The sequence below is a fragment of the Nocardia sp. NPDC058244 genome, assembly GCF_042882065.1.
Lineage (GTDB): Bacteria > Actinomycetota > Actinomycetes > Mycobacteriales > Mycobacteriaceae > Nocardia.
The window spans coordinates 196,982-219,321 of the sequence record NZ_JBHVWX010000002.1 but is presented as its reverse complement, the minus strand read 5'-3'; the positions used below and the strand labels follow the sequence as shown (position 1 = coordinate 219,321).

Sequence of the window (22,340 nt, the reverse complement as noted above, 5' to 3'; positions counted from 1 at the left end):
CCACCCGGCTGGGAAGTGGCTGGACCCGCGCTGTGAGGTAGCTGTGAGCGCCTCAGTGCGATTCGCGGAAGACGTCCTCTTCCTCGCTGAGCAGGGCCGATCCGGCGACACTGCCCTGGGACAGGGCGTCGAGGAAGGCGCGGGCCCAGCGCTCGACGTCGTGGGTCAGCACCTGGCGGCGCATCGAGCGCATCCGGCGGCGCTTGGTGTCGCGGTCGTCGTCGAGCGCGCCGACGATGGCGTCCTTGACGCTGTCCAGGTCGTGCGGGTTGCACAGGTAGGACTGGCGCAGCTCGGCCGCGGCGCCGGTGAACTCGCTGAGCACCAGGGCGCCGTTGAGGTCGCTGTGGCAGGCCACGTACTCCTTGGCCACCAGGTTCATGCCGTCGCGCAGCGGCGTGACCAGCATGGCGTCGGCGGCGACGAAGAAGGCGATCAGCTCATCGCGGGGGATCGGGCGGTGCAGGTAGTGCACGACCGGGTAGCCGACCCGGGCGAACTCGCCGTTGATCCGGCCGACCTGGCGCTCGATGTCGCCGCGCATCTTGATGTAGCTCTGCACCCGTTCCCGGCTCGGTGTTGCCAGCTGCACCATCACCGTCTCGGCCGGGTCGACCCGGCCCTCTTCCAGGAGTTCCTGCAGCGCGTTGAGCCGGATGTCGATGCCCTTGGTGTAGTCCAGGCGGTCGACGCCGAGCATGATGTTCTTCGGATTGCCCAGTTCGGCGCGGATCTTGGCGGCCCGCTCGCGGACCGACCGGCGCCGGGAATGCTCGTCGAGCTCGGCGGAGTCGATCGAGATGGGGAACGCGCCGACGCGCACTGTGCGGAAGCCGACCTGCACGACGCCCAGCTTGGAGCGCACCCCGATGGTGCCGCGTGAGGTGGGCTGACCGGCCAGTCGCCGGGCCAGGTAGAGGAAGTTCTGCGCGCCGCCGGGGAGATGGAAGCCGATCAGGTCGGCCCCGAGCAGGCCCTCGACGATCTCGGTCCGCCACGGCATCTGCATGAACAGCTCGACCGGCGGGAACGGGATGTGCAGGAAGAATCCGATGGTGAGGTCGGGGCGCAGCATGCGCAGCATCTTCGGCACCAGCTGCAGCTGGTAGTCCTGCACCCAGACGGTGGCGCCCTCGGCGGCCACCTTGGCGGTCTCCTCCGCGAAGCGGCGGTTGACCTCGACATAGGCGGCCCACCAGGACCGGTCGTAGACCGGACGCACGATCACATCGTGGTACAGCGGCCACAGCGTGCCGTTGGAGAACCCCTCGTAGTAGTCCTCGACCTCCTGCGCCGTCAGCGGCACCGGATGCAGTTCCAGACCGTCTTCGATGATCGGCTCGACCTCGACGTCCGGGACGCCCGCCCAGCCGACCCACGCCCCCTTGTTGCTGCGCAGTACCGGTTCCAGGGCGGTCACCAGACCACCCGGGCTGCGCTTCCACCTGGTCGTTCCGTCGGGCAGGCGCTCGAGGTCGACCGGCAGCCGGTTCGCGACGACCACGAATCCCGAGCCCGCACCGCTGGGTGCGGCCGCGACGGGTTCGCTGTTCTCGGACGGACGGTCGTTGGACTGTTTATCGATCATTTGGTCCACTCACGCATCCTTTGCGCGTCGCAGGGTCCCGCTTTGAGATTGTGGTCGTCAGGAGGGTCAGCTGGGGCCGATGCCGAGCATCGACAGCAGCATCCGGCACTCGTCGGCGTCTTCGGCGTACGCCGCGACGACCCGCTGTGCCTGGCGAGCGGTCTCGTCGGCCAGTGGCTCGAGCTCGTCGTCGGCGATGTCGTTGGCGCTGCTCTTGGCGGCCATAGTGGTTCGTCCTCCCGGTTTCCAAACGCTCTGCGTGCGAGTAGTCAATACTATCGGTCGCCTGTGCACGGCCGATGAACTCCCGACCCGATCACCCCACCCCGGTGCAGGGTCGTGGCGGTCCCGTTACCGTGAGTGTCGGACAGCTCCACCCCGCAGAGAGGTTTGTTTCATGCCAGTGGCCACGGTGAACGGCATCGCACTGAACTATCAGGTCAAGGGCGACCGTACCAAGGGCACCGACGTCAAGGGCGGCGGTCCGCTGGTGGTGTTGATCATGGGCACCGGATCGCCGGGCCGGGTGTGGGAACTCCATCAGGTGCCCGCGCTGGTGGCGGCCGGGTACCGGGTGTGCACCTTCGACAACCGGGGTATCGCGCCGTCGTACGAGGCGGCCGGTGGCATGCGGATCGAGGAGCTGGTCGCCGACACCGCGGCGCTGATCGAGTTCCTCGGCGAGGGCCCGGCCCTGGTCGCGGGCACCTCGATGGGCGCGCGGGTGGCCCAGGAACTGGCCCTGGCCCGCCCCGACCTGGTCCGCAAGGCCGTGTTCATGGCCGGTCACGGCAGGCTGGACCAGTTCCAGAAGACGCTGTCGGCGGGCGAACAGGACCTCGACGCCGCCGGTGTGCAGCTGCCCGCCAAATTCGAGGCGGCGCTCACCGCGGTGATGAATCTGTCGCCGGCGACCATGTCCGACACCAATGCCGCCCGCGACTGGCTGGACCTGTTCGAGTTCACCGGCGGGCCCGCGACCCCGGGCATCCGCGCGCAGCGGGCGATGGACCACGAGTTCGAGCGGGTCGCCGCCTATCGCGCAATCACGGTGCCCTGTCTGGCAATTGGCTTCGCCGATGATAGGATGATTCCGCCTTATCTGTCGCGGGAAGTCGCCGACGCCATCCCCGGCGCCAGGTACCAGGAAATCCCGGACACCGGCCACTACGGCTACCTGGAACGCCCCGAGGCGGTCAACAAGATCCTCCTCGATTTCTTCGCGGTCTGACCGCCGAGGCTGAGGTAACCACCTACCAGTAACGTCAGCCTTGCTAGGGTCGACACAACGCCCGGGGCCTCGCACCCCGAAGCGATCCCGTACACAGCGCCAGTATCCAGTGAGGTGAAATTGAGCACCAACCCCTTCGACGACGAGGACGGCCGCTTCTTCGTTCTGGTCAACGACGAAGAGCAGCACTCCCTGTGGCCCGCTTTCGCGGAGGTCCCGGCGGGTTGGCGTGTCGTGTTCGGCGAAGAGAGCCGGGCCGCGTGCGTCGAGTACGTCGAGAAGAACTGGACCGACATGCGTCCCAAGAGCCTGCGTGACGCGATGGCCGCCGACGATGCGGCCCGCGCCCAGTCCTGAGCAGTAACACCGATACTGCGCCGGGACATCGCTGAGCGCGACGGCCGCGTGGCACCTCTACCGATGCCACGCGGCTGCCGCGTCCCGCTATGATGATCGCTGCCCTCCGGGGTTCAGCACACCCGCCTCCTTAGCTCAGTGGTAGAGCACTCGCCTTGTAAGCGAAAGGTCGTCAGTTCAATCCTGACAGGGGGCTCCACACGGGCCGTGGTCGGAGTTCACTCGCCGAAGGTCATGATCGAGTCCGCCGGCCCGCCGACCTTCGTCCAGATGTGCCCGGAGCCCGAATAGCGGGCCACCGCCTGCCGGTCCGGGGTCAGTCCGTAGACGGTGTCGCGGGTGACCACGAACTCGGCGCCGGGACCACCGATACGTTCCCACTTCTCCGGCTGACCGAGATAGCGGTAGATGTCACCGCCGGGTGCCCGGGTTGCCAGCAGGCCGTAGCCACCGCCGTAGAGCCTTGTCGCCGGGCCGCCGACCTTGGTCCAGTTCGTCCCGGAGCCCGTGTAGCGGTACACCGCCTGTTTGTCCGGGGTGAGCCCGTAGACGGTGTCGCGGGTGACCACGAACTCGGCGCCGGGGCCGCCGATCCGCTCCCAGCGTTCCGGGGAACCGAGGTAGCGGAAGATGCTCCCACCCGGGTTCACCGCGACCAACCCGAAGCCGCCGCCGTAGAGCTTGGTCGCCGGGCCGCCGATCCTGGTCCATTCGGTTCCGGAGCCGGTGTAGCGATACACCGCCTGCTTGTTCGGGGCCAACCGGTAGACGGCGTCGCGGGTGACCGCGAACGAGGCGCCGGGGCCGCCGATGTCTTCCCATCGACCACCGCCGAGGTAGCGGTGGAGCGGGCCGTCGGGTGACTTGGTGGCCAGCAGGCCGAACGGTCCGCCGAACAGTTTCGCCGTCGGTCCGCCGATCTTCGTCCAGGATGTCCCCGAGCCGCTGTAGCGATACACCGCCGACCGATCCGGCGTCAGCCCGACCACGCCTGCCGAACCCGCGGCTTCGAAGGTCAGCGAGTACCGGCCGGAATCGCCCTTGAATTCCAGCGTCTTGGTGACGACGCCGCCCGCCATGGCGGCGGTCAACTCCGCCCGGGTGAACGACAGTTCCTGTGGCCTCCCGATGCGTTCGTCCTGGTCGAGGCCGATGGCGGTCGGTGTCCCCATCGCCGTGTGCATGTCCCGGATCATCGCCGTGATTCGCTCCGGGCGGTCGAACGTGAAAGTGCCCGCGATCGATGCCGCCATTTCGCCCTGCACGAATCCCCGCAATGTGTCTGGGCTGCCGTCGTCGTTTTCCATCAGGCCGACGAGGAATACCACCTTTGCCGGATCCGTGAGATCGGCCGGGCGTCCGTCGATACCCCAGAACGACTGGGAAATTCCCGGGCCGTGCTTGGTTTCGTTCTTGTCGAAGTTCGTCCATACCCCGTATCGCGTGACATCGAAAGCCGGGGGCACGGTCGCGTAGTTCACCGCTGTCACCAGCGAGTAGATCTCGTCTGCCGGACTGAGCCCGTCGTCGGTCTCGTTGTGGCAGTGGACATCGCGAAGATAGATGTGGATCATGACTGTTCCTCCTGAGAGTGACTACTGGATGAGTCCGCCTCGGTGAGGGCCATTTTCCGGAGAATGGATTATGCGAGGGGCTCGGGAAAAATGCTTCCATCGGCCCCGCCTCGGTCGCTTCCGTGCTGTCACTGAGTGGGTGTGCGGCTACCACTGGTCCGGGCGCCGAGCGGCCGGTCGTGCCCCGGAAAGCAGGGGCGATCGATCCACTCCGAAACAGTGGCGTTTCTCACTAGGCTCACTCGCACGCCGAACACCGGCGTACCTGTTCGAGAGGGATCCTCGTGAAACGCTTTGCCATCCTCGCCGCCGCGGTCACCGCGATCGGCGCCGCTTCCGCCGGGCTCGCCACCGCGACTCCGGCGCAGTCCGCCCCCGATCAACTCGCGACGGCCCAGCCGGTTGTCCTGGTGACCGGCTCGGCGGTGATCGACCTGCTCTCCTTCCTCGCCGCAGGCTGCATCGGCAGCGCCCCGACCCTGCCCCCGCACTGCGTCGCGGACTGACCGCTCGATCCTGCTCGGGTCAGGCCCCCGGCCTGCGTCTCCGTGCGCGACGGGGGTCTGTCCATGCCCGGCCCGGTCCGTCGCATCGTTCTCGGGCGGGGTATTTGCCTTGACCCCAAGACTTTTGGGGCCACCTCGCGTCTATGTGCTGCGGTATCTTCCATGCGATCGCCGCACCAGCCGGCGCGCAGAGGAAGACGCTCCCCATGTTCAAGAAGTCCTTTGCGGCCGCCGTGCTCTCGATGAGCGCCGCTGCCGTCCTCGCGGCACCGCCCGCCACCGCCGACCCGGTCAACTGGGGCGCCGTTTCGCTCAGTGCGTGGGGCAACGTCTACGCGTTCTCGGTCAACCATCCGACGGAAGCCGACGCTGTTCGGGCCGCCGACCGGGCGTGCAAGGGTCAGGGCATCATCGACTGCCGGACGATAGTGACGTTCGCGGACGGCTGCGGCGCGGTCGTGACGAGTCCGCTCGCGATCGTCGCGGGGTTCCCGATCGTCGGCTTCGGTAAGGGGGCGAACCCGGGGGAGGCGATCGCGGACGCCACCCGCAATCTCCCCACCGGCACCGGAAGCGCCGGCTCGTTCGATCGCGACTACGCCTGCACCGTGCTCTGATCGAAAGGCCGTGTGACGGCAGGTCGTGCCCAAGAAAGCAGGGGCGATCGATCCACTCCGAAACAGTGGCGTTTCTCACTAGGCTCACTCGCACGCCGAACACCGGCGTACCTGTTCGAGAGGGATCCTCGTGAAACGCTTCGCCATCCTCGCCGCCGCGGTCACCGCGATCGGCGCCGCTTCCGCCGGGCTCGCCACCGCGAGCCCGGCGCAGCCCGCCCAGCCCGCGACCGCCCAGCCGGTCGTCCTGCAGACCGGCTCGGCCGTGATCGACCTGCTCGCCTACTTCGCCGCGGGTTGCTTCGGCAGCTGGAGCCCCGCCCCGCCCCCGCACTGCGTCACGCAGTAGCGGCGCGATCCCGGCCCCCGACCTGCGCCGACGCGCGGTCGGGGGCCTTTCCCGTTTCGGCTGGAATCCGGGAAGCGCGCTCGCGCGCGATCCGGTCGGCTTAGGGTGGGGGACCGGCGAGCAACCAGGAAGAGCCGATGCACATCTTTCGTCCGACGTCCCTGGCCACCGGCGTCTCGGCGGTCATCGCGGCGGCCACCGTCCTGATCGTGCCCGGCCGAGCCGCGGCCGCGCCCGAATCGTGTGCGCAGTGGACGACACGGACCATCGCGACCGGCTACGGCGTGCTGGAGAACCTCGCGTTCGACGGCCGTGGCAACGTTCTGCTGTCGGAGCAATCGGCCACCGGCGCGAGCGGATCGGTGCGGCGCCTGGCCGCCGACGGCACGACGTCGGTCGCCGTGGACGATGTCGACGGGCCCGGCGGCGTCCTCGTCGTCGGCGACACGGCCTATTTCACCACCGGAAACAGCGTCTCGGCCGCGCTGATGGGCCGCGCGGACGGGACAATTCGGGCACTCGACCTCGCCACCGGCGCGGTGACCACGGTCGCCACCGGCCTGACGATGCCGAACGGCCTGGCGCAACTGCCGAACGGCGATTTCATCGTCAGCAGGGACGTCGGCGCCGGCTCCATGACGCGAGTCTCCGCATCCGGCGCGACGGCGCCTTACGCGCCGTCGCTCACCTCCACCAACGGTCTGGCCTTCGACCGCGCGCGCGACCGCCTCGTCGTCTCGACGACCTTCGACCCGGCGACGGTGGTCACCTTCGTCGACTACGCCGATCCCGCCCGGCCGGCCCCGCAGACCGTCGTCCCCGGCTTCGGCCCGCTGAACTCGGCGGACGACCTGACCGTGGGGCCCGACGGCACCGCCTACGTGGCGCTCAACCTCGCGGGCCGGATCGAGCGGGTCGACCTGGATACCCGGCAGAGCTGCGCGATCGCCCACGGACTCCCGCTGTCCTCGTCGGTCCGCTTCGGCGCGGGCCCTGGCTGGAACCCCGACGCCCTGTACGTGACGAGCTTCCTGGGAACAGTCACCGAACTGACCCCACCCGGACCCTGAGCGCGCGGGCGTCCTCAGGCCGGGACGTTGGCCTCGTAGCCGAGTTTCCGGAGGGCGGCCTTGATCTTGGCCTGGGCCTCGTCGAGGGACTCGGGGGTGGGGGCGGTGTCGGCGCCGGAGATGTCGAAGTCGCCCATGGTGTAGGCGGGGAAGACGTGGGTGTGCAGGTGGGGGACTTCCAGGCCGGCGATGAGCAGGCCGGCGCGGGGTGCGTCGAAGGCGAGGCGGACGGCCTGGCCGATCTGCTGGGCGAGGCCGGTCATCCGCGCCATGACGGCGGGGTCGACGTCCTGCCACTGGTCGATCTCGGCGCGCGGCACGATGAGGGTGTGACCCTGGGTGACGGGGGCGATGGTGAGGAAGGCGACGAACTCGTCGTCCTCCCAGACGAAGCGGCCGGGAAGCTGTCCGGCGATGATCGCGCTGAAGACGGATGCCATAGCGGCGAGCCTAGCTAGATCGCCACGAAATGCGACAGGATGCCCTGCACCTCGTAGATGTCGACCTGGCGGTTGAACCGCTGCTTGACCGGCTCGTTCCCGCTGCCGATCCAGATGTAGAGCTCGGCGTCGAGGTCGAAGGTGCCCGCGGTCTCGACGGCGAAATGGGTGATCGAGCGGTACGGGATGGAGTGGTAGCTGACCTTGCGGCCGGTGACGCCCTGCTTGTCGACCAGGATCAGCCTGCGGTTGGTGAACAGCATCGCGTCGCGCACCAGGATGAAGGCCGAATAGACCTGCTCACCCTGGCCGAACAGCTTGGCGTACTCCTGCTGGGCGGCGGCCGGGTCGATCCGGCCCGCGTTGCCCATCATTCCGTCGAGTAGTCCCATGCCGTGCTCCCCTCGCGCGTTCCCCGGCCGCCGGGGACCCAGCATCATTGTCCCCCAAGCGAACCCGCTGTGGGTGGCGTGTGCGAGTGAATTCCCGGTGCCGGGAGCCGGCACGGATGGGCCGTCGCGGTCGGGCGGCCGCCGCCGGATATCCCGGCCGGGCAGCAAGCCGGGGCGTGCGAAGTACGTGCGAAGTGCGCGACTAATCTGTCACGCGTGCGCGTACTCGTCATCGGTTCCGGAGCCCGTGAACATGCCCTCGTCCTGGCGCTGCGCCGGGATCCGTCGGTGACGGCGGTGATCGCCGCCCCCGGTAATCCGGGCATCGGCCAGCACGCCCAGCTGCGTCCCGTCGATCCCTGCTCGGCCGAGGCCGTGGTCGCGCTGGCCACCGACGTCGCCGCCGACCTCGTGGTGATCGGGCCCGAGGTGCCGCTGGTGCTCGGGATCGCCGACGCCGTGCGGGCCGCCGGATTCCCGGTGTTCGGCCCGTCCGGTGACGCGGCGCGGATCGAGGGCTCCAAGGCGTTCGCCAAGGACGTGATGGCGGCGGCCGGGGTGCGGACCGCGCACAGCGAGATCGTCGACAACCCGGCCGACCTGGACGCCGCGCTCGACCGCTTCGGCCCCACCTGGGTGGTCAAGGACGACGGCCTCGCCGCCGGCAAGGGCGTCGTGGTGACCGACGACCGCCGCGCGGCCCGCGATCACGGCGCCGAGCTGCTCGAACAGGGGCACCCGGTGCTGCTGGAGTCCTTCCTGGACGGCCCGGAGGTGTCGCTGTTCTGCCTGGTCGACGGCGAGACCGTGGTCCCGCTGCTGCCCGCCCAGGACCACAAGCGCGTCGGTGACGGCGACTCCGGTCCCAACACCGGCGGCATGGGCGCCTACACCCCGCTGCCGTGGCTGCCCGAGGAGACGCTGACCGAGATCGTCGAGGACGTGGTGAAGCCGGTCGCGGCCGAGCTGGTCCGCCGGGGCAGCTCGTTCTCCGGCCTGCTGTACGCGGGCCTGGCCGTCGGCACCAACGGTCCCGCGGTCGTCGAATTCAACTGCCGCTTCGGCGATCCCGAGACCCAGGCCGTGCTGGCGCTGCTGGACAGCCCGTTCGCCGAGCTGCTGCACGCCACCGCCACCGGCCGCCTGGCCGAGGTCGAGCCCCCGCGCTGGAAGGACGGCTCGGCGATCACCGTCGTGCTGGCCGCCGAGAACTACCCGGCCCGTCCGCGCACCGGTGACGTGATCACCGGCGCCGAAGATGGTGCGCTGGAAGGCGACACGCTGGTGCTGCACGCGGGCACCGGGCAGCGCGAGGACAAGGCGCTGGTCTCCGCGGGCGGCCGCGTCCTCAACGTCGTCGGCGTCGGCGCCGACCTCGCCGAGGCCCGCGAACGCGCCTACGCCCGCCTGGCCCAGATCAAGCTGCCCGGCAGCCACTTCCGCACCGACATCGGCGCCACCGAGGTCGTCGTCCCGGAGCGCAAGGGGTAGTACCTCCACGTCATTCGAGCTGTTCCATCGCCGTGCGGACCCAGGTGCGAACCTGCTCGCTCTCGTCGTCGGCGTAGCGGGCGACGAGCGGCAGTGTGCCGTCGGCTTCCGCGAGGATGAGGGCTTGCACAGCCCACTGGCGGGTGCCTCGATCGGCGAGTGCGTCGACGGCGATCCGGATGGCTTCGGGTGTCTTCGATCGCCCGAGGTAGGGGAGCAGCGCGGCCCGTGGATTGTCGTCAGTCAGCTCGTGGAACAGTGCCAGGATCTCGGCATAGTTCTGCGGGCCCGCGATCTTGTCCAGTGCTTCTGCCGCCCACCACTGCACATCGGACGGCATGGGTGGATTCCGCCGCAGCTGGGCGATCAGTGCCGCGATCGCGTCCTGATCCCCGTACGCGGCCGGATCGGCGAGATTGTGCAGCAGATGAGCCCGGATACCCTCCCGGTGCCGTGTTTCGGGTCCCGGAATCTTCTCGTCCAGGGTGGCGAGCCAGTCCGTGTAGACCGGAATCGCCTGTGGGTCGGTCCCCGCGTAGTTGTCGAGGTCGGTGAGTCGATAGCAGCGAACTCCAACGGCGGCCAGGTCGTGGGCAAGCCGCAATTCGAAACCGCCGGTCCCGTCCCGAAACTGCGCCGGCACGTCGGCCAGCCAGTCGTCCCCCTCGGGCATCCCGGGATAATTCGATCCGGACCAGGTCGGCTTCGCCGGTTCCTCCGCCTCCTGCACGCGGGCCTTCGCTCGTGCCGCGGCGGCGGCCTCGGCGATGTCTTCGGTGCCCGACTCGATTCGATTGATCTGCTCGCGAAGCCGTCGCAGATTCAATTCTCGATCGTGGTTGTGCGTCATTGTCGGTCGTAGGAGAGGCGAATCATCAAGGGGCGTGCGGCGATTCTGGTCCGGAGTGGTTTCGGTCAGGTGAGTTGGAGGCCGTGCATGGCGAGCCAGGCCTGGGGGTCGACGTGGTTGCCGTTCTGGACTATTTCGAAGTGCAGGTGGGGGCCGGTGGAGTCGCCGCGGTTGCCGATGCGGGCGATCTGCATGCCCGCGGGGACGCGTTCACCGGGGGAGACGAAGAAGTCGTACATGTGGCCGTAGATGCTGATGGTGCCGTCGTCGTGGCGGATGCGGACCCACAGGCCGAAGCCCTGGGCGGGCCCCGCTTCGACGACCGTGCCGTCGGCGACGGCGTAGATGGGGCTGCCGATGGGGGCGGCGATGTCGATGCCGCGGTGCATGGTGCCCCAGCGGGAGCCGAAACCCGAGGTGAACGCGCCCTTCGCGGGCAGGCTGAAGCCGCCGATGGAGGGGGTCGACCCGGGCGTCACGACGCCGGGGACCACCGGCGCCCGCGTCCCCATCCAGTCCTGCCACTCGCCGGAGGCCGCGGCCGCCGCCTCGGCCTTCGCGCGCTCGAGGGTGGCGCGGGCCGCCGCCGCGACCACCGCCGCCTCGCGCCGCTTCTCGCCGTTGGCGATGGCCGCGAGCAGGCGCGTCGTCGACTGCGGATTCGGCGCGAGCTCCGGGACGTAGGCGATCGCGACGCGCTGCGCCTCACCCGGGGCCAGCGGGCCGCCTTCGATGTCGCTGCCGATCCGCCCGTCCGCCGCGACGAACACCGCGACGATCGCCACGCCCGCGATCAACACGCGCTGCTCGATCAGTGTCCGCCGCACCAGATCCCGGCTCGGCCGCCGCTCCCACAGCGACTCGGCCCGCGCCCTGGGGCGCAGCCAGAACACCGTGCGGACATCGCCGTCGCGCAGTTCCCCGGCGATCTCACCGACCGTCGGATGCTCGCCGAGCCAGGTCGTCACGCGCTCGCGCACACCGACTTTCGCCGGCAATTGCGCACGCCAATTCGCCCGCAGCACACGGCCGTTGATGCCGACGACGCGCTTGCTCGCGGTCGTCTCCGAGTTGTCTTCGGCACCAAGGGATTCCGGAGACGCGGAGTCCGTGCCGTCAGGTCGGTCGCCGACCGATGGGTCCCCCGCAGGCTCGCGGCTTTCCCCGACCGCGGAACCGGCGAGGTCCGCGGCGGCCCGCTCGCGAGTCCCGCCCGCTGCGGCCTCGGCATCGTCCTCGACCGGCGACGCGGCGGCACGATCGACCGTGTCCGCCTTCGCCCGCCGCACTCGCCCCGCCGTCCTTACCCACTCCATGGTGCCCCCGCGGCCCTGCCCCGACGCGGCCTGACCCGCTGCGCCGGTGGCTGCGTATTCGCTGTCGGAGCCATTGTGCCGACCATATCTGTCAACGCCCGCAATCGGGTGCTCTACCGTCAGTCGGGTGTCCAGAGAATCGCGCCGGTCGACCATTCCCCCCTTCTACGTGATGGATGTGTGGAAGGCGGCCGCGGAACGGGCCAGGTCGCACGGGGACGTGCTGGTGCTGGCGGCGGGGCAGCCATCGACCAAGGCGCCCGCGCCGGTGTTGCGGGCGACCAAGGCGGCGATCGACGACGAGCTGCTCGGATACACCGAGACGTTCGGGATCCTGCCGCTGCGGGAGGCGATCGCGGAGCACCACCGGCGGACCTACGGGTACGACGTGCACCCGGACGAAGTCGTGGTGACCACGGGCTCGTCGGGGGCGTTCACGCTGATCTTCCTGGCCGCGTTCGACGCGGGCGACACCGTGGTGGTGGCCCGGCCGGGCTATCCCGCCTACCGGAACACGCTCACCGCGCTCGGCTGCGAGGTCGTCGAACTCGACTGCGGCCCGCAGACCCGGTTCCAGCCGACGGTGGCGATGCTCAAGGCCCTGCCCGAGCCGCCCGCGGGCCTGGTGGTGGCGAGCCCGGCCAACCCGACCGGCACGATGATCGACCCGGCCGAGCTCGCCGCGCTGGCGCGCTGGTGCGAGCAGCACGGCACCCTGCTGATCTCCGACGAGATCTACCACGGCATCACCTTCGACGACGCGACGCCGACCGCGTCGGCCTGGGAGACCTCCCGGCAGGCGGTGGTGATCGGCTCGGTGTCGAAGTACTTCTCGATGACCGGCTGGCGGCTGGGCTGGATGCTGGCCCCGGCCGACCTGCGCCCGGCGCTACAGCGGCTGGCCTCGAACATGACGGTGTGCCCGCCCGCCATCTCCCAGTACGCCGCCGTGCACGCGTTCGGCGCGGAAGCCAAGGATGAGCTGGACGGCCACGTGCGCCGGTACGCGCGCAACCGCGCGCTGCTACTGGAGGGGCTGCCGAGTATCGGCATCACCGAACTCGCCCCCGCCGACGGCGCGTTTTACGCCTATGCCGATATCGGTCATCTGACCAACGATTCCCGGGCCTGGTGCGCCGAGGTACTCGAGCACACCGGCGTCGCGCTGGCACCCGGTCTCGACTTCGACACCGTGCACGGCATTCGCACGGTTCGCTTCTCCTTCGCGGGCTCGGGCGACGACATCGCCGCAGCACTGGACCGGTTGGGAAGGTTCCTGAAGGGTTGATCGGCACCGCTGTCAACAGTGATGTGCGACAACAACTTTGCCTAGTACGAACACTTCCGTGCCGGGATACGGTAAAACTCAGTTATCCCGATTTCCCGCGTTTCCCCGATGACGATTGCGCACGGTTGAACTGATGATGACTGGCACGATGGCACGGTGACCACCGCGACGACCCCGAAAGGCGAACGGCGTCGCCAGGCCCTGGTGGCGGCGGCGGCTGAACTGTTGCTCGAAGGCGGCTTCGACGCTGTACGACATCGCTCGGTGGCGTCGCGGGCCGATCTTCCGCTCGCCTCGACCACCTACTACTTCGAATCCCTGGAAGATCTGATCGCCAGGGCCGTGGAATTCAGCGGCGCGATCGAGCTCGACGCGATGCGTCGCCGGGTCGGTGAGGTCAGCCATCGCAGGCGCGGTACCGACGCGACCGTCGACCTCGTTCTCGACCTGCTGGTCGGCCCCGACGACAGCGATCTGGACGCGCGCGGTCAGCTGATCGCCCGCTACGAGCGCTCGGTCGCCTCGGCTCGTCATCCCGAGTTACGCGAGGTCCAGCTCCGACTACGCACGCAGCTCGAAGAACTGCTCGCCGACGTGCTGCGCCGCTCCGATCGAGTGGTGCGCCCCGAGCAGTTGCGCAGGCTGGTCGCGGTGGTGGACGGAGCCGTGGTCGCCGCGCTGATCGAGGGTCACCCGGAGCCGAGGCGGCCCGCACGGGCGGGTCTGCTGGAGATGATCGACATCGTCGCCCCGCCGGTGGTGCCCAACATGATGCCCCAGCAGCTGGAACGGGCGCGGCAACTAGACTGAGTGTTCGTGAGCCTTGTCCCGAACGTCCTCGCCACCCGATACGCCAGCCCGGAGCTCGTCGCGCTCTGGTCGCCCGAGAACAAGATCGTGCTCGAGCGCAAGCTGTGGCTCGAGGTGCTGCGGGCGCAGTCGGCACTCGGCATCGATGTCCCCGCGGGTGTGCTCGACGACTACGAGCGCGTGCTCGAGCACGTCGACCTGGCCTCGATCGCCGAGCGTGAGCGGGTCACCCGCCACGACGTGAAGGCGCGCATCGAGGAGTTCAACGCGCTGGCCGGGCACGAGCACGTGCACAAGGGCATGACCAGCCGCGACCTCACCGAGAACGTCGAGCAGCTGCAGATCCGGCTCTCGCTCGAGCACGTCTACGACCACGGTGTCGCCATCGCGGCCCGGCTGGCCGAGCGCGCCGCCGAGTACCAGACGCTGGTGATGGCGGGCCGCTCGCACAATGTCGCCGCGCAGGCCACGACGCTGGGCAAGCGGTTCGCCTCGGCCGCCGACGAGGTGCTCGTCGCGCTGACCCGGCTGCGCGAGCTGATCGACCGCTACCCGCTGCGCGGCATCAAGGGCCCGATGGGCACCGCTCAGGACATGCTCGACCTGCTCGACGGTGACGCGGGCAAGCTCGCCGCGCTCGAGCAGCAGGTGGCCACGCACCTGGGCTTCGCGAAGGTCTTCACCAGCGTCGGCCAGGTGTACCCGCGCTCGCTGGACCACGACGTGCTCTCGGCGCTGGTGCAGCTGGGTGCTGGCCCGTCGTCGTTCGCGCACACCATCCGGCTGATGGCGGGCCACGAGCTGGTCACCGAGGGCTTCCAGCCCGGCCAGGTCGGGTCGTCGGCGATGCCGCACAAGATGAATACCCGCTCCTGCGAGCGCGTCAACGGCCTGCAGGTGGTGCTGCGCGGCTACGGCTCGATGGCGGCCGAGCTCGCCGGCGCGCAGTGGAACGAGGGTGACGTGTTCTGCTCGGTGGTGCGCCGCGTCGCGCTGCCGGACGCGTTCTTCGCCATCGACGGCCAGATGGAGACCTTCCTGACCGTGCTCGCCGAGTTCGGCGCCTACCCGGCGGTGGTCGCCCGCGAGCTGGACCGGTACCTGCCGTTCCTGGCCACCACCCGCATCCTGATGGCGGCGGTGCGGGCCGGGGTCGGCCGGGAGACCGCGCACGAGGTCATCAAGGAGCACGCCGTCGCGGTAGCGCTGGCCATGCGCGAGCAGGGCCGCGAGCCCGACCTGCTCGACCGGCTCGCCGCCGACGACCGGATGCCGCTGGACCGCGCCGCGCTCGACGCCGCGCTGGCCGACAAGTCCGCGTTCATCGGCGCCGCGTCCGATCAGGTCGCCGAGGTCGTCGCCCAGGTGCAGAAGCTGGTCGAGGCCAATCCGGCGGCCGCGCGCTACACGCCGTCGCCGATTCTCTGAGTCCCGGTGCGGATCAGCCCGCCGCTGTCGCTGGGGCAGCACCGGCGGCGGGCGATCGCACGGCGGGTCCGTGCGGTGTTTCGCTACCGTACTCGGGTGAATCCGTACACGATCTTCGCCGACATCATCGCCGGGCAGGCCCCCTCCTCCAAGGTCTACGAGGACGATGATGTGCTGGCGTTCATGGACATCCGTCCGGTGACGCCGGGCCATGTGCTGGTGGTGCCGAAGGCGGCCGCGCCGAGCCTGGCCGAGCTCGATCCCGCCCTCGGCGGCAAGCTGTTCCAGGTCGGGCAGCGGATCGCCGCCGCGTTGCGGTCCAGTGAGGTGGCCGCCGACGGGGTGAATTTCTTTCTCGCCGACGGGGTCACGGCCGGGCAGGAAGTCTTCCACGTGCACCTGCACGTGATCCCGCGGACGCCGGGCGACGGTTTCGGGCTGCGGGCCCGGCCGACGTCGCCCGCCCGCGCCGATCTCGATTACCTGGCCGGGTCGATTCGCGGCGCGCTGTCCCGCTGACCTGCCTTTTCGGGCGAACCGGGCATTGCATACCGGTAAGTTTGCTGAAGAAACGCCCGAAACGCCGAATGCTTCCAGTTCGTTCACCTCTGGGTTACTTTGGACTGTCATTGGCATGCGGTTATGGAGGGTGGATCGTGCGTCGTACAGGTGTTGCTGCTGCAGTGCTGGCTTTCGCCATCGCGGTGATCGGACCCACGGTGGTGCACCCAGCCCCCGCAGCCGCCGCGCAGATCATCGGGGTGAACAACCTCAGCCCCACCCGCACGGCGATCACCGTCGCCTCGCCCGCGATGGGCCGTAATGTCGACCTGCAGGTCCTGCACCCGGCGGGCGGCGGCTCCCGCCCCACGTACTACCTGCTCGACGGCCTCGATCCCGGCGTCGGCCAGAGCACCTGGACCAACGCGACCGACGCCGAGGCCTTCTTCCGGAACAAGAACGTCAACGTGGTGATGCCGACCGGCGGGCAGGCCAGCTACTACTCCGACTGGATCTCCGACGACCCGCGCTTCGGCCGGTACAAGTGGGAGACCTTCCTGACCCAGGAGCTGCCCGGACTGATCGACGCGGAGTTCGGTGGCAACGGCGTCAACGGCATCGGCGGCCTGTCCATGGGCGGTAACGCGGCCTACATCCTGGCCGCGCGGCACCCCGGTCTGTACCGGGCCGTCGCCGGCTACAGCGCGTGTCCCGACAGCGCGATGGCGGCCGGCGCGATCATGTTCTCCATCGCCAACCGCGGCGGCAACCCGCTCAACATGTGGGGCGCGCCCGGCAGCCCCGAGTGGGCCTCGCACGACCCGGCCCTGATGCTCGAGGGGCTGCGTGGCAAGGCGCTCTACATGTCCACCGGCACCGGCATTCCCGGCCCGCACGAGGCCGAACTGAAGCCGCAGCTGGCGGAGAACATCTTCCTCGGCGGGCCGATCGAACTGGGTGTCAACACCTGCATGGTCGCCTTCGATCAGCGCCTGCGTGGCGCGGGTATCGGCGCGAAGATCGACTACCACCCGGTCGGCACCCACTCGTGGTCCTACTGGCAGGACGCGCTGCACGCCTCCTGGCCGACCATCGGTCCCGCACTGGGGGCCTGAGAGTTCTTCCCAGCGGCCCGGTTCGACGGCTTCCACAGCCGGAGAGCCGGGCCGCGGTGCGTTCGGGGCTATCTGGTCCGGCGCCGAAGCGCGACGCCAACGATCACACCGATCACCGAGAGCCCGGCGACGAGCAGCACGTAACCCGCGGGGAAGCCCAGGATCTCGACGTACTCCCGGCTCACCACCCGGTCGCGGACGATGTCGTCGCTCGCGGCGGGACCGAAGGCGAAATCGGTGGTGATGGTGGCGGGCCGGGGGATGGAGACGGCGAGCTCGGTGAGGTAGGTCCGGCCCGCCGCGAGCGCGGTCAGGTCGGGATCGGTGAGTTCGGCGACGGGGGCGGCGAATTCGGTGATGGTGGATTGGCTGGCGGTGTCGGTGTCGGTGCGCGTCACCCGGTGGTCGCTGAAGACGTAGAGGTGCACCGACTGGTGCCCCGTGGCGGCGGCCGACATCCGCATCGGATACACGAGCCGGTCGGAGTCGAAGGTCAACCGGACCGGATCGAGCGCGCCGGAGAGCGGCTTCGCGCTGGTCAGCCGCATCGCGACGAAGGACCAGCCCTCACGGAGATAGGGGTCGAGGGTGGCACTGACCTCGGGGCGGAGCTGATAGCCATTGGCATCCAGCCATTCCCGGACGCCGGTGAGGTCGCCGCCGCGCAGGGTGGTCGCCTCCAGCGGGCCGAGCTGCACCTGCCCCAGCACCTCGGGCCCGGAACCGGGCGCGGCGCCCGAGGTGTCGCCGGAGGAGTAGTCGCTGCCGAACCAGTGGTACTCGGTGACGACCTCGGGCGCGGTGAGCCGCGACAGCTCGCTGAACGAGGCCGCGGTGCCCGCCGAGACGGTCGCCGGAGTCGGCGTCGGCACGATCAACGCCGCGTCGGCGCCGTCGAACCGCATGCCGAGGCGCATGAGCACGGTCTCGCGGGTGCCGTCCCACCCCAGCACCGCCGTCTCGCTGTCGACCCGCGCCGAGTTCCCGCCGCTGACCACCCCGCCGCACGCGCACGCTGTCGCCGGTGTCATCGCCGCGGACCCCGCCGCCAGCACCACCCCGACAGTCACGACGAACGATCGAACCGCGTACCGCATCCCCATGCGAGCAGGCTACGCACTCGCCGCAACGCGCACATGCGCAGAAATACTCACCGAGCGGGCCCGGCCCGGCCGCCGCCCCGGCCGAGTTGGCGGGCCCGGCCGCAAAGGTCCGGCTACGGTGGACCCATGGCTGGCGAGAATGAGACGGTGTCGGCGCCGATCGCGAAGAAGGTGCCCTTCGAGCGGGTGCATCACGGCGACACGTTCGTCGACGAGTACGAGTGGCTGCGGGACAAGGAGAACCCCGAGGTCATCGCGTACCTGGAGGCCGAGAACGCCTTCACCGAGGCGCAGACCGACCAGCTGCAGCCGCTGCGGGACAAGATCTTCGACGAGATCAAGGCGCGGACCCAGGAGACCGACCTCTCGGTGCCGACCCGGCTCGGCGAGTACTGGTACTACTCGCGCAGCTTCGAGGGCAAGCAGTACGGCGTGCACTGCCGCTGTCCCATCGACGCGAACGCCGACGGCATCGACGCGTGGACCCCGCCCCAGCTCGAGGTCGACACGGTGATCGAGGGCGAGGAGGTGCTGCTCGACAGCAACGTCCTGGCCGAGGGCCTGGACTTCTTCGCGCTCGGCGCGTTCTCGCTCAGCCACGACGGCACTCTGCTGGCCTACTCGGTCGACAGCACCGGCGACGAGCGCTACACCCTGCGGATCAAGGATCTGCGCACCGGTGAGCTGCTGCCCGACGAGGTGGCGGGCGCCGCGCCCGGCGCGACCTGGTCGCTGGACGGCACGCACATCTTCTATCAGACCGTCGACGAGTCCTGGCGGCCCGACACCGTGTGGCGGCACCGCGTCGGCACGGCGTCCGACGCCGATGTGACGGTGTTCCACGAGCCCGACGAGCGCTACTGGGTCAGTGTCGGCGCGACCCGCTCCGAGAAGTTCCTGATGATCTGGCTCGGCTCCAAGATCACCACCGAGGGCTGGGTGCTGGAGTCCGACAATCCCGAGGGCGAGTTCCGGGTGCTGCTGGAGCGGCGCGAGGGCGTGGAGTACTCGGCCGAGCACGCGGTGATCGGCGGCGAGGACCGCTTCCTGATCCTGCACAACGACGTGGTCGACGGCGTGAAGGCGGAGAACTTCGTGCTCGCCGAGGCGCCTGCCAGCGATCCGTCGAACATGACGATCCTGATCGGGCACCGCGAGGACGTGCGGCTCGAGGACATCGACGCCTTCGCCAACCACCTGGTGCTCGGCTACCGCCGCGACGCGCTGCCCCGCCTGTCGGTGTGGCCGCTCACCGCCGACGGCTACGGCGAGCTCACCGAACTCGACTTCGGGCTCGAATTGTTCTCCGCCGGTGCGGGTTCCAGCCCCGAGTGGGAGCAGCCGACGCTGCGGGTCGGCGTCACCTCCTTCATCACCCCGATGCAGGTGTTCGACTACGTGCCCGCCACCGGTGAGCTGCTGCTGCGCAAGGAGCAGCCGGTGCTCGGCGGCTACGACGCGAACGATTACGAACAGCACCGGGATTGGGCGGTCGCGCACGACGGCACCCGGATCCCGATCTCGATCATCAAGCGCCGCGGGCTCCCGGCGGGCCCGAAGCCGACGCTGCTCTACGGCTACGGCTCCTACGAGGCCAGCATCGATCCGTCGTTCTCGGTCTCGCGGCTGTCGCTGCTGGATCGCGGCATGGTGTTCGCGGTGGCGCACGTGCGCGGCGGCGGCGAGATGGGCAGGCTCTGGTACGAGCACGGCAAGACGCTGCTGAAGAAGAACACCTTCACCGACTTCGTCTCCTGCGCGAGCCATCTCATCGACACCGGGGCCACGGCGGCCGACCGGCTGATCGCCGACGGCGGCAGCGCGGGCGGTCTGCTGATGGGCGCGGTCGCCAACCTGGCGCCGGAGCTGTTCACCGGCATCCTCGCCAACGTGCCGTTCGTCGACCCGCTCACCTCGATCCTCGACCCGTCGCTGCCGCTGACGGTGATCGAATGGGACGAATGGGGAAACCCGTTGGCCGACAAGGACGTCTACGAGTACATGAAGTCGTACTCGCCGTACGAGAACGTCGAGGCCAAGGACTACCCGGCCATCCTGGCCATCACCAGCCTCAACGACACCCGCGTGCTCTACGTCGAGCCCGCCAAGTGGATCGCCAAGCTGCGCGACACCAAGACCGGTGACAGCGAGCTGCTGCTCAAGACGGAGATGAGCGCGGGCCACGGTGGCGTGAGCGGGCGCTACGAGAAGTGGAAGGAAGTCGGCTTCGAGTACGCCTGGGTACTCGACAAGGTCGGCCTGGCGGACGCGTAGGGACGAGCGCCCTTGGCCCGCTTCGTTTTCCGCGGGTCAGGGGTTCGGGGCGAGGAGCTTGCCGAGCAGGGTGGTGAGCTGTGCGCGTTCGTCTGCGGTGAGCGCGGCGAAGGTGTCGTCGAGGAAGGCCGGGGTGGCGGCCTCGGCCCGGCGTAGCCGATCGCTGCCCGCTTCGGTGAGGGTGACGGCGTAGGAGCGCCGGTCCAGTGGATTGCGTTCGCGGCGAACGTATCCCGACTGTTCGAGGTCGTCGCAGACGGTCACCATCACGCTGCGGTCGATCCGCAGCTCCACCGCGAGCGTCTGCTGGGAGCAGGCGCCGACCTCGGCCAGCATCTTCAGCACCAGGTGCTGGCCGACGCCGAGGCCCTGTGCGGTCGCGTGCACTTCCGCGGCGCGGGCGACGGCGGTCGAGGCCCGGCACAGGGCGATATCGGGGCGTTCGGCGGCGAGGCGGGGGAAGTAGGGCATGGCACTCCTCGGGCGGGTGTCTCCATTAAATCATCTGTGCGCAGATTGTTTGACGTCAGACGATTTGAGTCCTACGGTCTGAATCATCTGGGCACAGATAGTTCTGTGCTGGACGATCTTCGGCGCTAGGAGCCAGCATGACCCTCGATCTGACCCCCGACCAGCTGCTGTCCACCACCCGGGCGGTGCGCAAGCGACTCGACTTCGATCGGCCGGTGCCGCGCGAATTGATCGAGGAGTGCGTCGACCTGGCCACCCAGGCGCCGACCGGGCGCAATCGCCAGCGCTGGCATTTCCTGGTCGTCACGGACGCGCGGCGCAGGCGGGTGCTCGCCGACATCTTCCGGCGGTCGCTGGTGCTGGGGGAGGCGGCGCCGCTGACGGCGCGGGACCGGGAGCGGATGCAGGTGGATCCGGAGTCCACGGCCCGGGTCTTCGACGGCCTGCGGTACCTGGCCGACAACATCCACCGGGTGCCCGCGTTCGTGATCCCGGCGGTGGAGGGACGCACCGATCGCGCGTCGGTGGAGATCCAGGCGGGGACCTGGGGCTCCATCCTGCCCGCGGTGTGGAGCTTCATGCTGGCCGCGCGGGCCCGTGGGCTCGGTACGGTGTGGACCACCGCGCAGGCACCGCTGGAGCGGGAACTCGCTGCGGCCCTTGATGTCCCGTATGACGAGGTGATGCTCGCCGCGTTCCTGCCGCTGGCCTACACGCTCGGCACGGATTTCCGGCCGGCGGTGCGCGTGCCTCGCGCGCAAACACTGCACTGGCAGCGGTGGTGAGGCGTGCGCGGATGTTCGTCGGGGCGTCATCGGTGGAGCACGCGGGTGTCACCTGGGGCTGACACCGTAGGTTCATGAACGCTGAGCTGATCGTTTCCGTATCCGGGATCCGGGACACGACCCGCGATGCCGCGATCGAGTTCGCGGCGGAGATGGACCAGCGGGATGTGCGGCTGTCCCTGCTGGTCGCGCCCCGGTTGAAGAACAAGTACCGGCTGGTCGACGATCCGGCGACGCAGTCGTGGTTGCGCGGCAGGCGGCTCGAGGGCGACGCGATCGTGCTGCACGGCTACGACCAGGCGGCCACCAAGACCCGTCGCGCGGAGTTCGCGAGCCTGCCGAGGCACGAGGCCACGCTGCGGCTCAAAGCGGCCGACCGGGTGATGGAACAGGTGCAACTGCGCACCCGGCTCTTCGCCGCGCCGCGCTGGGACGCCTCGGCGGGCGCGCTGGCCGCGCTGCCCGATGTCGGCTTCCGGCTCGCGCTCGGCCTGACCGCCGTCCTCGATCTGGAACGCGATGTGGCCCAGCGCGCCCGGGTGTACGGAATCGGTGAGGGATTCCGTGCCGAGCCGTGGTGGTGCCGGGCGCTGGTGATGGGCGCGGCGCGCACCGCCCGGCGCGGCGGCGTGCTGCGGCTGGCGATCTCGGCCGCGCAGCTGCAGCGCTCGGGCCCGCGCCAGGCGATGCTCGACGCCGTCGACCTGGCGCTGTACCACGGCGCCCGCAGCGACGTGTACCGCTGGGAGCCGTTCACCGCGGCCAGGGCTGCCTGACCGGCCGT

Annotated in this window: 24 protein-coding genes and 1 tRNA gene; 16 read left to right on the top strand and 9 right to left on the bottom strand. The window is 69.5% G+C overall.

The genetic code is table 11. From position 1 onward, the window contains the following. Positions 1 to 52: 52 nt before the first annotated feature. Together ACFVW6_RS07175 and ACFVW6_RS07170 are read right to left on the bottom strand one after the other, a co-directional pair. Positions 53 to 1,588 (bottom strand): trehalose-6-phosphate synthase, encoded by a 1,536-nt coding sequence (locus ACFVW6_RS07175; RefSeq protein ID WP_355270882.1) that lies wholly within the window; start codon positions 1,586 to 1,588, stop codon positions 53 to 55. A gap of 66 nt (positions 1,589 to 1,654) precedes the next feature. Beyond that, on the bottom strand, positions 1,655 to 1,813 hold the full coding sequence (locus tag ACFVW6_RS07170) for a hypothetical protein (RefSeq protein ID WP_019044795.1): 159 nt from the start codon (positions 1,811 to 1,813) through the stop codon (positions 1,655 to 1,657). Positions 1,814 to 1,985: 172 nt separating this feature from the next. Here ACFVW6_RS07170 and ACFVW6_RS07165 point away from each other — a divergent pair, with 172 nt between their 5' ends. The 3 genes from ACFVW6_RS07165 to ACFVW6_RS07155 all read left to right on the top strand — a co-directional run bounded on the left by ACFVW6_RS07165 (position 1,986) and on the right by ACFVW6_RS07155 (position 3,375). Then, complete coding sequence (locus ACFVW6_RS07165; RefSeq protein WP_355270883.1) at positions 1,986 to 2,819, top strand: alpha/beta hydrolase; 834 nt, start codon at positions 1,986 to 1,988, stop codon at positions 2,817 to 2,819. Between the two features lie 120 nt (positions 2,820 to 2,939). Continuing rightward, on the top strand, positions 2,940 to 3,176 hold the full coding sequence (locus ACFVW6_RS07160; RefSeq protein ID WP_022565839.1) for an MbtH family protein: 237 nt from the start codon (positions 2,940 to 2,942) through the stop codon (positions 3,174 to 3,176). Between the two features lie 124 nt (positions 3,177 to 3,300). Continuing rightward, positions 3,301 to 3,375: transfer RNA gene (locus ACFVW6_RS07155), tRNA-Thr, on the top strand. Between the two features lie 19 nt (positions 3,376 to 3,394). Here the strand turns inward: ACFVW6_RS07155 and ACFVW6_RS07150 are convergent. Beyond that, a complete protein-coding gene (locus ACFVW6_RS07150) occupies positions 3,395 to 4,750 on the bottom strand; it encodes a tectonin domain-containing protein (RefSeq protein WP_378825284.1) in 1,356 nt (451 codons plus the stop codon). Positions 4,751 to 5,034: 284 nt separating this feature from the next. Here ACFVW6_RS07150 and ACFVW6_RS07145 point away from each other — a divergent pair, with 284 nt between their 5' ends. From ACFVW6_RS07145 to ACFVW6_RS07130, 4 genes are all read left to right on the top strand, one after another. Beyond that, positions 5,035 to 5,256, top strand: a complete 222-nt coding sequence (locus tag ACFVW6_RS07145; protein WP_378825286.1) for a hypothetical protein — start codon at positions 5,035 to 5,037, stop codon at positions 5,254 to 5,256. 206 nt (positions 5,257 to 5,462) lie between these two features. Then, positions 5,463 to 5,873, top strand: coding sequence for a DUF4189 domain-containing protein (locus tag ACFVW6_RS07140; RefSeq protein WP_355270887.1), 411 nt, complete (start codon positions 5,463 to 5,465; stop codon positions 5,871 to 5,873). Positions 5,874 to 6,003: 130 nt separating this feature from the next. Continuing rightward, positions 6,004 to 6,222: a hypothetical protein gene (locus tag ACFVW6_RS07135; protein ID WP_355270888.1), complete on the top strand. Its 219-nt coding sequence runs from the start codon at positions 6,004 to 6,006 to the stop codon at positions 6,220 to 6,222. Between the two features lie 137 nt (positions 6,223 to 6,359). Continuing rightward, positions 6,360 to 7,292 carry an SMP-30/gluconolactonase/LRE family protein gene (locus ACFVW6_RS07130; protein ID WP_378825290.1) on the top strand — a complete coding sequence of 311 codons (933 nt, stop codon included), beginning with the start codon at positions 6,360 to 6,362 and terminating at the stop codon, positions 7,290 to 7,292. Between the two features lie 14 nt (positions 7,293 to 7,306). Here ACFVW6_RS07130 and ACFVW6_RS07125 read toward each other — a convergent pair whose 3' ends face one another. Then, positions 7,307 to 7,732, bottom strand: a complete 426-nt coding sequence (locus tag ACFVW6_RS07125; protein WP_357346286.1) for an HIT family protein — start codon at positions 7,730 to 7,732, stop codon at positions 7,307 to 7,309. A gap of 14 nt (positions 7,733 to 7,746) precedes the next feature. Beyond that, the gene (locus tag ACFVW6_RS07120) at positions 7,747 to 8,124 is read right to left on the bottom strand and encodes a PH domain-containing protein (RefSeq protein ID WP_355270903.1); all 378 of its coding nucleotides are present in this window, start codon (positions 8,122 to 8,124) and stop codon (positions 7,747 to 7,749) included. A gap of 216 nt (positions 8,125 to 8,340) precedes the next feature. Here ACFVW6_RS07120 and purD point away from each other — a divergent pair, with 216 nt between their 5' ends. Beyond that, positions 8,341 to 9,615: a phosphoribosylamine--glycine ligase gene (gene purD, locus ACFVW6_RS07115; RefSeq protein WP_355270904.1), complete on the top strand. Its 1,275-nt coding sequence runs from the start codon at positions 8,341 to 8,343 to the stop codon at positions 9,613 to 9,615. A gap of 10 nt (positions 9,616 to 9,625) precedes the next feature. On the opposite strand, the gene ACFVW6_RS07110 is transcribed toward purD, so the two are convergent. Both ACFVW6_RS07110 and ACFVW6_RS07105 read right to left on the bottom strand, forming a co-directional pair. Next, positions 9,626 to 10,441, bottom strand: coding sequence for a HEAT repeat domain-containing protein (locus ACFVW6_RS07110; protein ID WP_378825293.1), 816 nt, complete (start codon positions 10,439 to 10,441; stop codon positions 9,626 to 9,628). Between the two features lie 89 nt (positions 10,442 to 10,530). Continuing rightward, positions 10,531 to 11,433: a M23 family metallopeptidase gene (locus tag ACFVW6_RS07105; RefSeq protein WP_387791035.1), complete on the bottom strand. Its 903-nt coding sequence runs from the start codon at positions 11,431 to 11,433 to the stop codon at positions 10,531 to 10,533. Positions 11,434 to 11,953: 520 nt separating this feature from the next. Between ACFVW6_RS07105 and ACFVW6_RS07100 the strand changes: the two genes are divergently transcribed. The 5 genes from ACFVW6_RS07100 (at position 11,954) to ACFVW6_RS07080 (ending at position 16,923) form a co-directional block, all read left to right on the top strand. Further along, positions 11,954 to 13,069: a pyridoxal phosphate-dependent aminotransferase gene (locus ACFVW6_RS07100; RefSeq protein ID WP_378825718.1), complete on the top strand. Its 1,116-nt coding sequence runs from the start codon at positions 11,954 to 11,956 to the stop codon at positions 13,067 to 13,069. A 156-nt stretch (positions 13,070 to 13,225) separates the two neighbouring features. Further along, positions 13,226 to 13,879 (top strand): TetR/AcrR family transcriptional regulator, encoded by a 654-nt coding sequence (locus tag ACFVW6_RS07095; protein WP_218718730.1) that lies wholly within the window; start codon positions 13,226 to 13,228, stop codon positions 13,877 to 13,879. Positions 13,880 to 13,885: 6 nt separating this feature from the next. Beyond that, a complete protein-coding gene (gene purB, locus ACFVW6_RS07090) occupies positions 13,886 to 15,307 on the top strand; it encodes an adenylosuccinate lyase (RefSeq protein ID WP_357346290.1) in 1,422 nt (473 codons plus the stop codon). Between the two features lie 96 nt (positions 15,308 to 15,403). Beyond that, the gene (locus ACFVW6_RS07085; protein ID WP_378825300.1) at positions 15,404 to 15,826 is read left to right on the top strand and encodes an HIT family protein; all 423 of its coding nucleotides are present in this window, start codon (positions 15,404 to 15,406) and stop codon (positions 15,824 to 15,826) included. Positions 15,827 to 15,990: 164 nt separating this feature from the next. Beyond that, positions 15,991 to 16,923, top strand: a complete 933-nt coding sequence (locus tag ACFVW6_RS07080; protein ID WP_355270922.1) for an alpha/beta hydrolase family protein — start codon at positions 15,991 to 15,993, stop codon at positions 16,921 to 16,923. A gap of 68 nt (positions 16,924 to 16,991) precedes the next feature. Here the strand turns inward: ACFVW6_RS07080 and ACFVW6_RS07075 are convergent, their stop codons facing one another. Continuing rightward, positions 16,992 to 18,026 (bottom strand): DUF2330 domain-containing protein, encoded by a 1,035-nt coding sequence (locus ACFVW6_RS07075; protein WP_378825302.1) that lies wholly within the window; start codon positions 18,024 to 18,026, stop codon positions 16,992 to 16,994. 126 nt (positions 18,027 to 18,152) lie between these two features. On the opposite strand from ACFVW6_RS07075, the gene ACFVW6_RS07070 reads away from it, so the two are divergent. Beyond that, positions 18,153 to 20,300 carry a S9 family peptidase gene (locus tag ACFVW6_RS07070; protein WP_378825304.1) on the top strand — a complete coding sequence of 716 codons (2,148 nt, stop codon included), beginning with the start codon at positions 18,153 to 18,155 and terminating at the stop codon, positions 20,298 to 20,300. A 36-nt stretch (positions 20,301 to 20,336) separates the two neighbouring features. Here the strand turns inward: ACFVW6_RS07070 and ACFVW6_RS07065 are convergent, their stop codons facing one another. Next, a complete protein-coding gene (locus tag ACFVW6_RS07065) occupies positions 20,337 to 20,771 on the bottom strand; it encodes a MarR family winged helix-turn-helix transcriptional regulator (RefSeq protein ID WP_378825306.1) in 435 nt (144 codons plus the stop codon). 137 nt (positions 20,772 to 20,908) lie between these two features. Here ACFVW6_RS07065 and ACFVW6_RS07060 point away from each other — a divergent pair, with 137 nt between their 5' ends. Both ACFVW6_RS07060 and ACFVW6_RS07055 read left to right on the top strand, forming a co-directional pair. After that, positions 20,909 to 21,556, top strand: coding sequence for a nitroreductase family protein (locus ACFVW6_RS07060; RefSeq protein ID WP_378825308.1), 648 nt, complete (start codon positions 20,909 to 20,911; stop codon positions 21,554 to 21,556). Between the two features lie 74 nt (positions 21,557 to 21,630). After that, the gene (locus ACFVW6_RS07055) at positions 21,631 to 22,332 is read left to right on the top strand and encodes a DUF2334 domain-containing protein (protein WP_357346295.1); all 702 of its coding nucleotides are present in this window, start codon (positions 21,631 to 21,633) and stop codon (positions 22,330 to 22,332) included. Positions 22,333 to 22,340 lie beyond the last annotated feature (8 nt).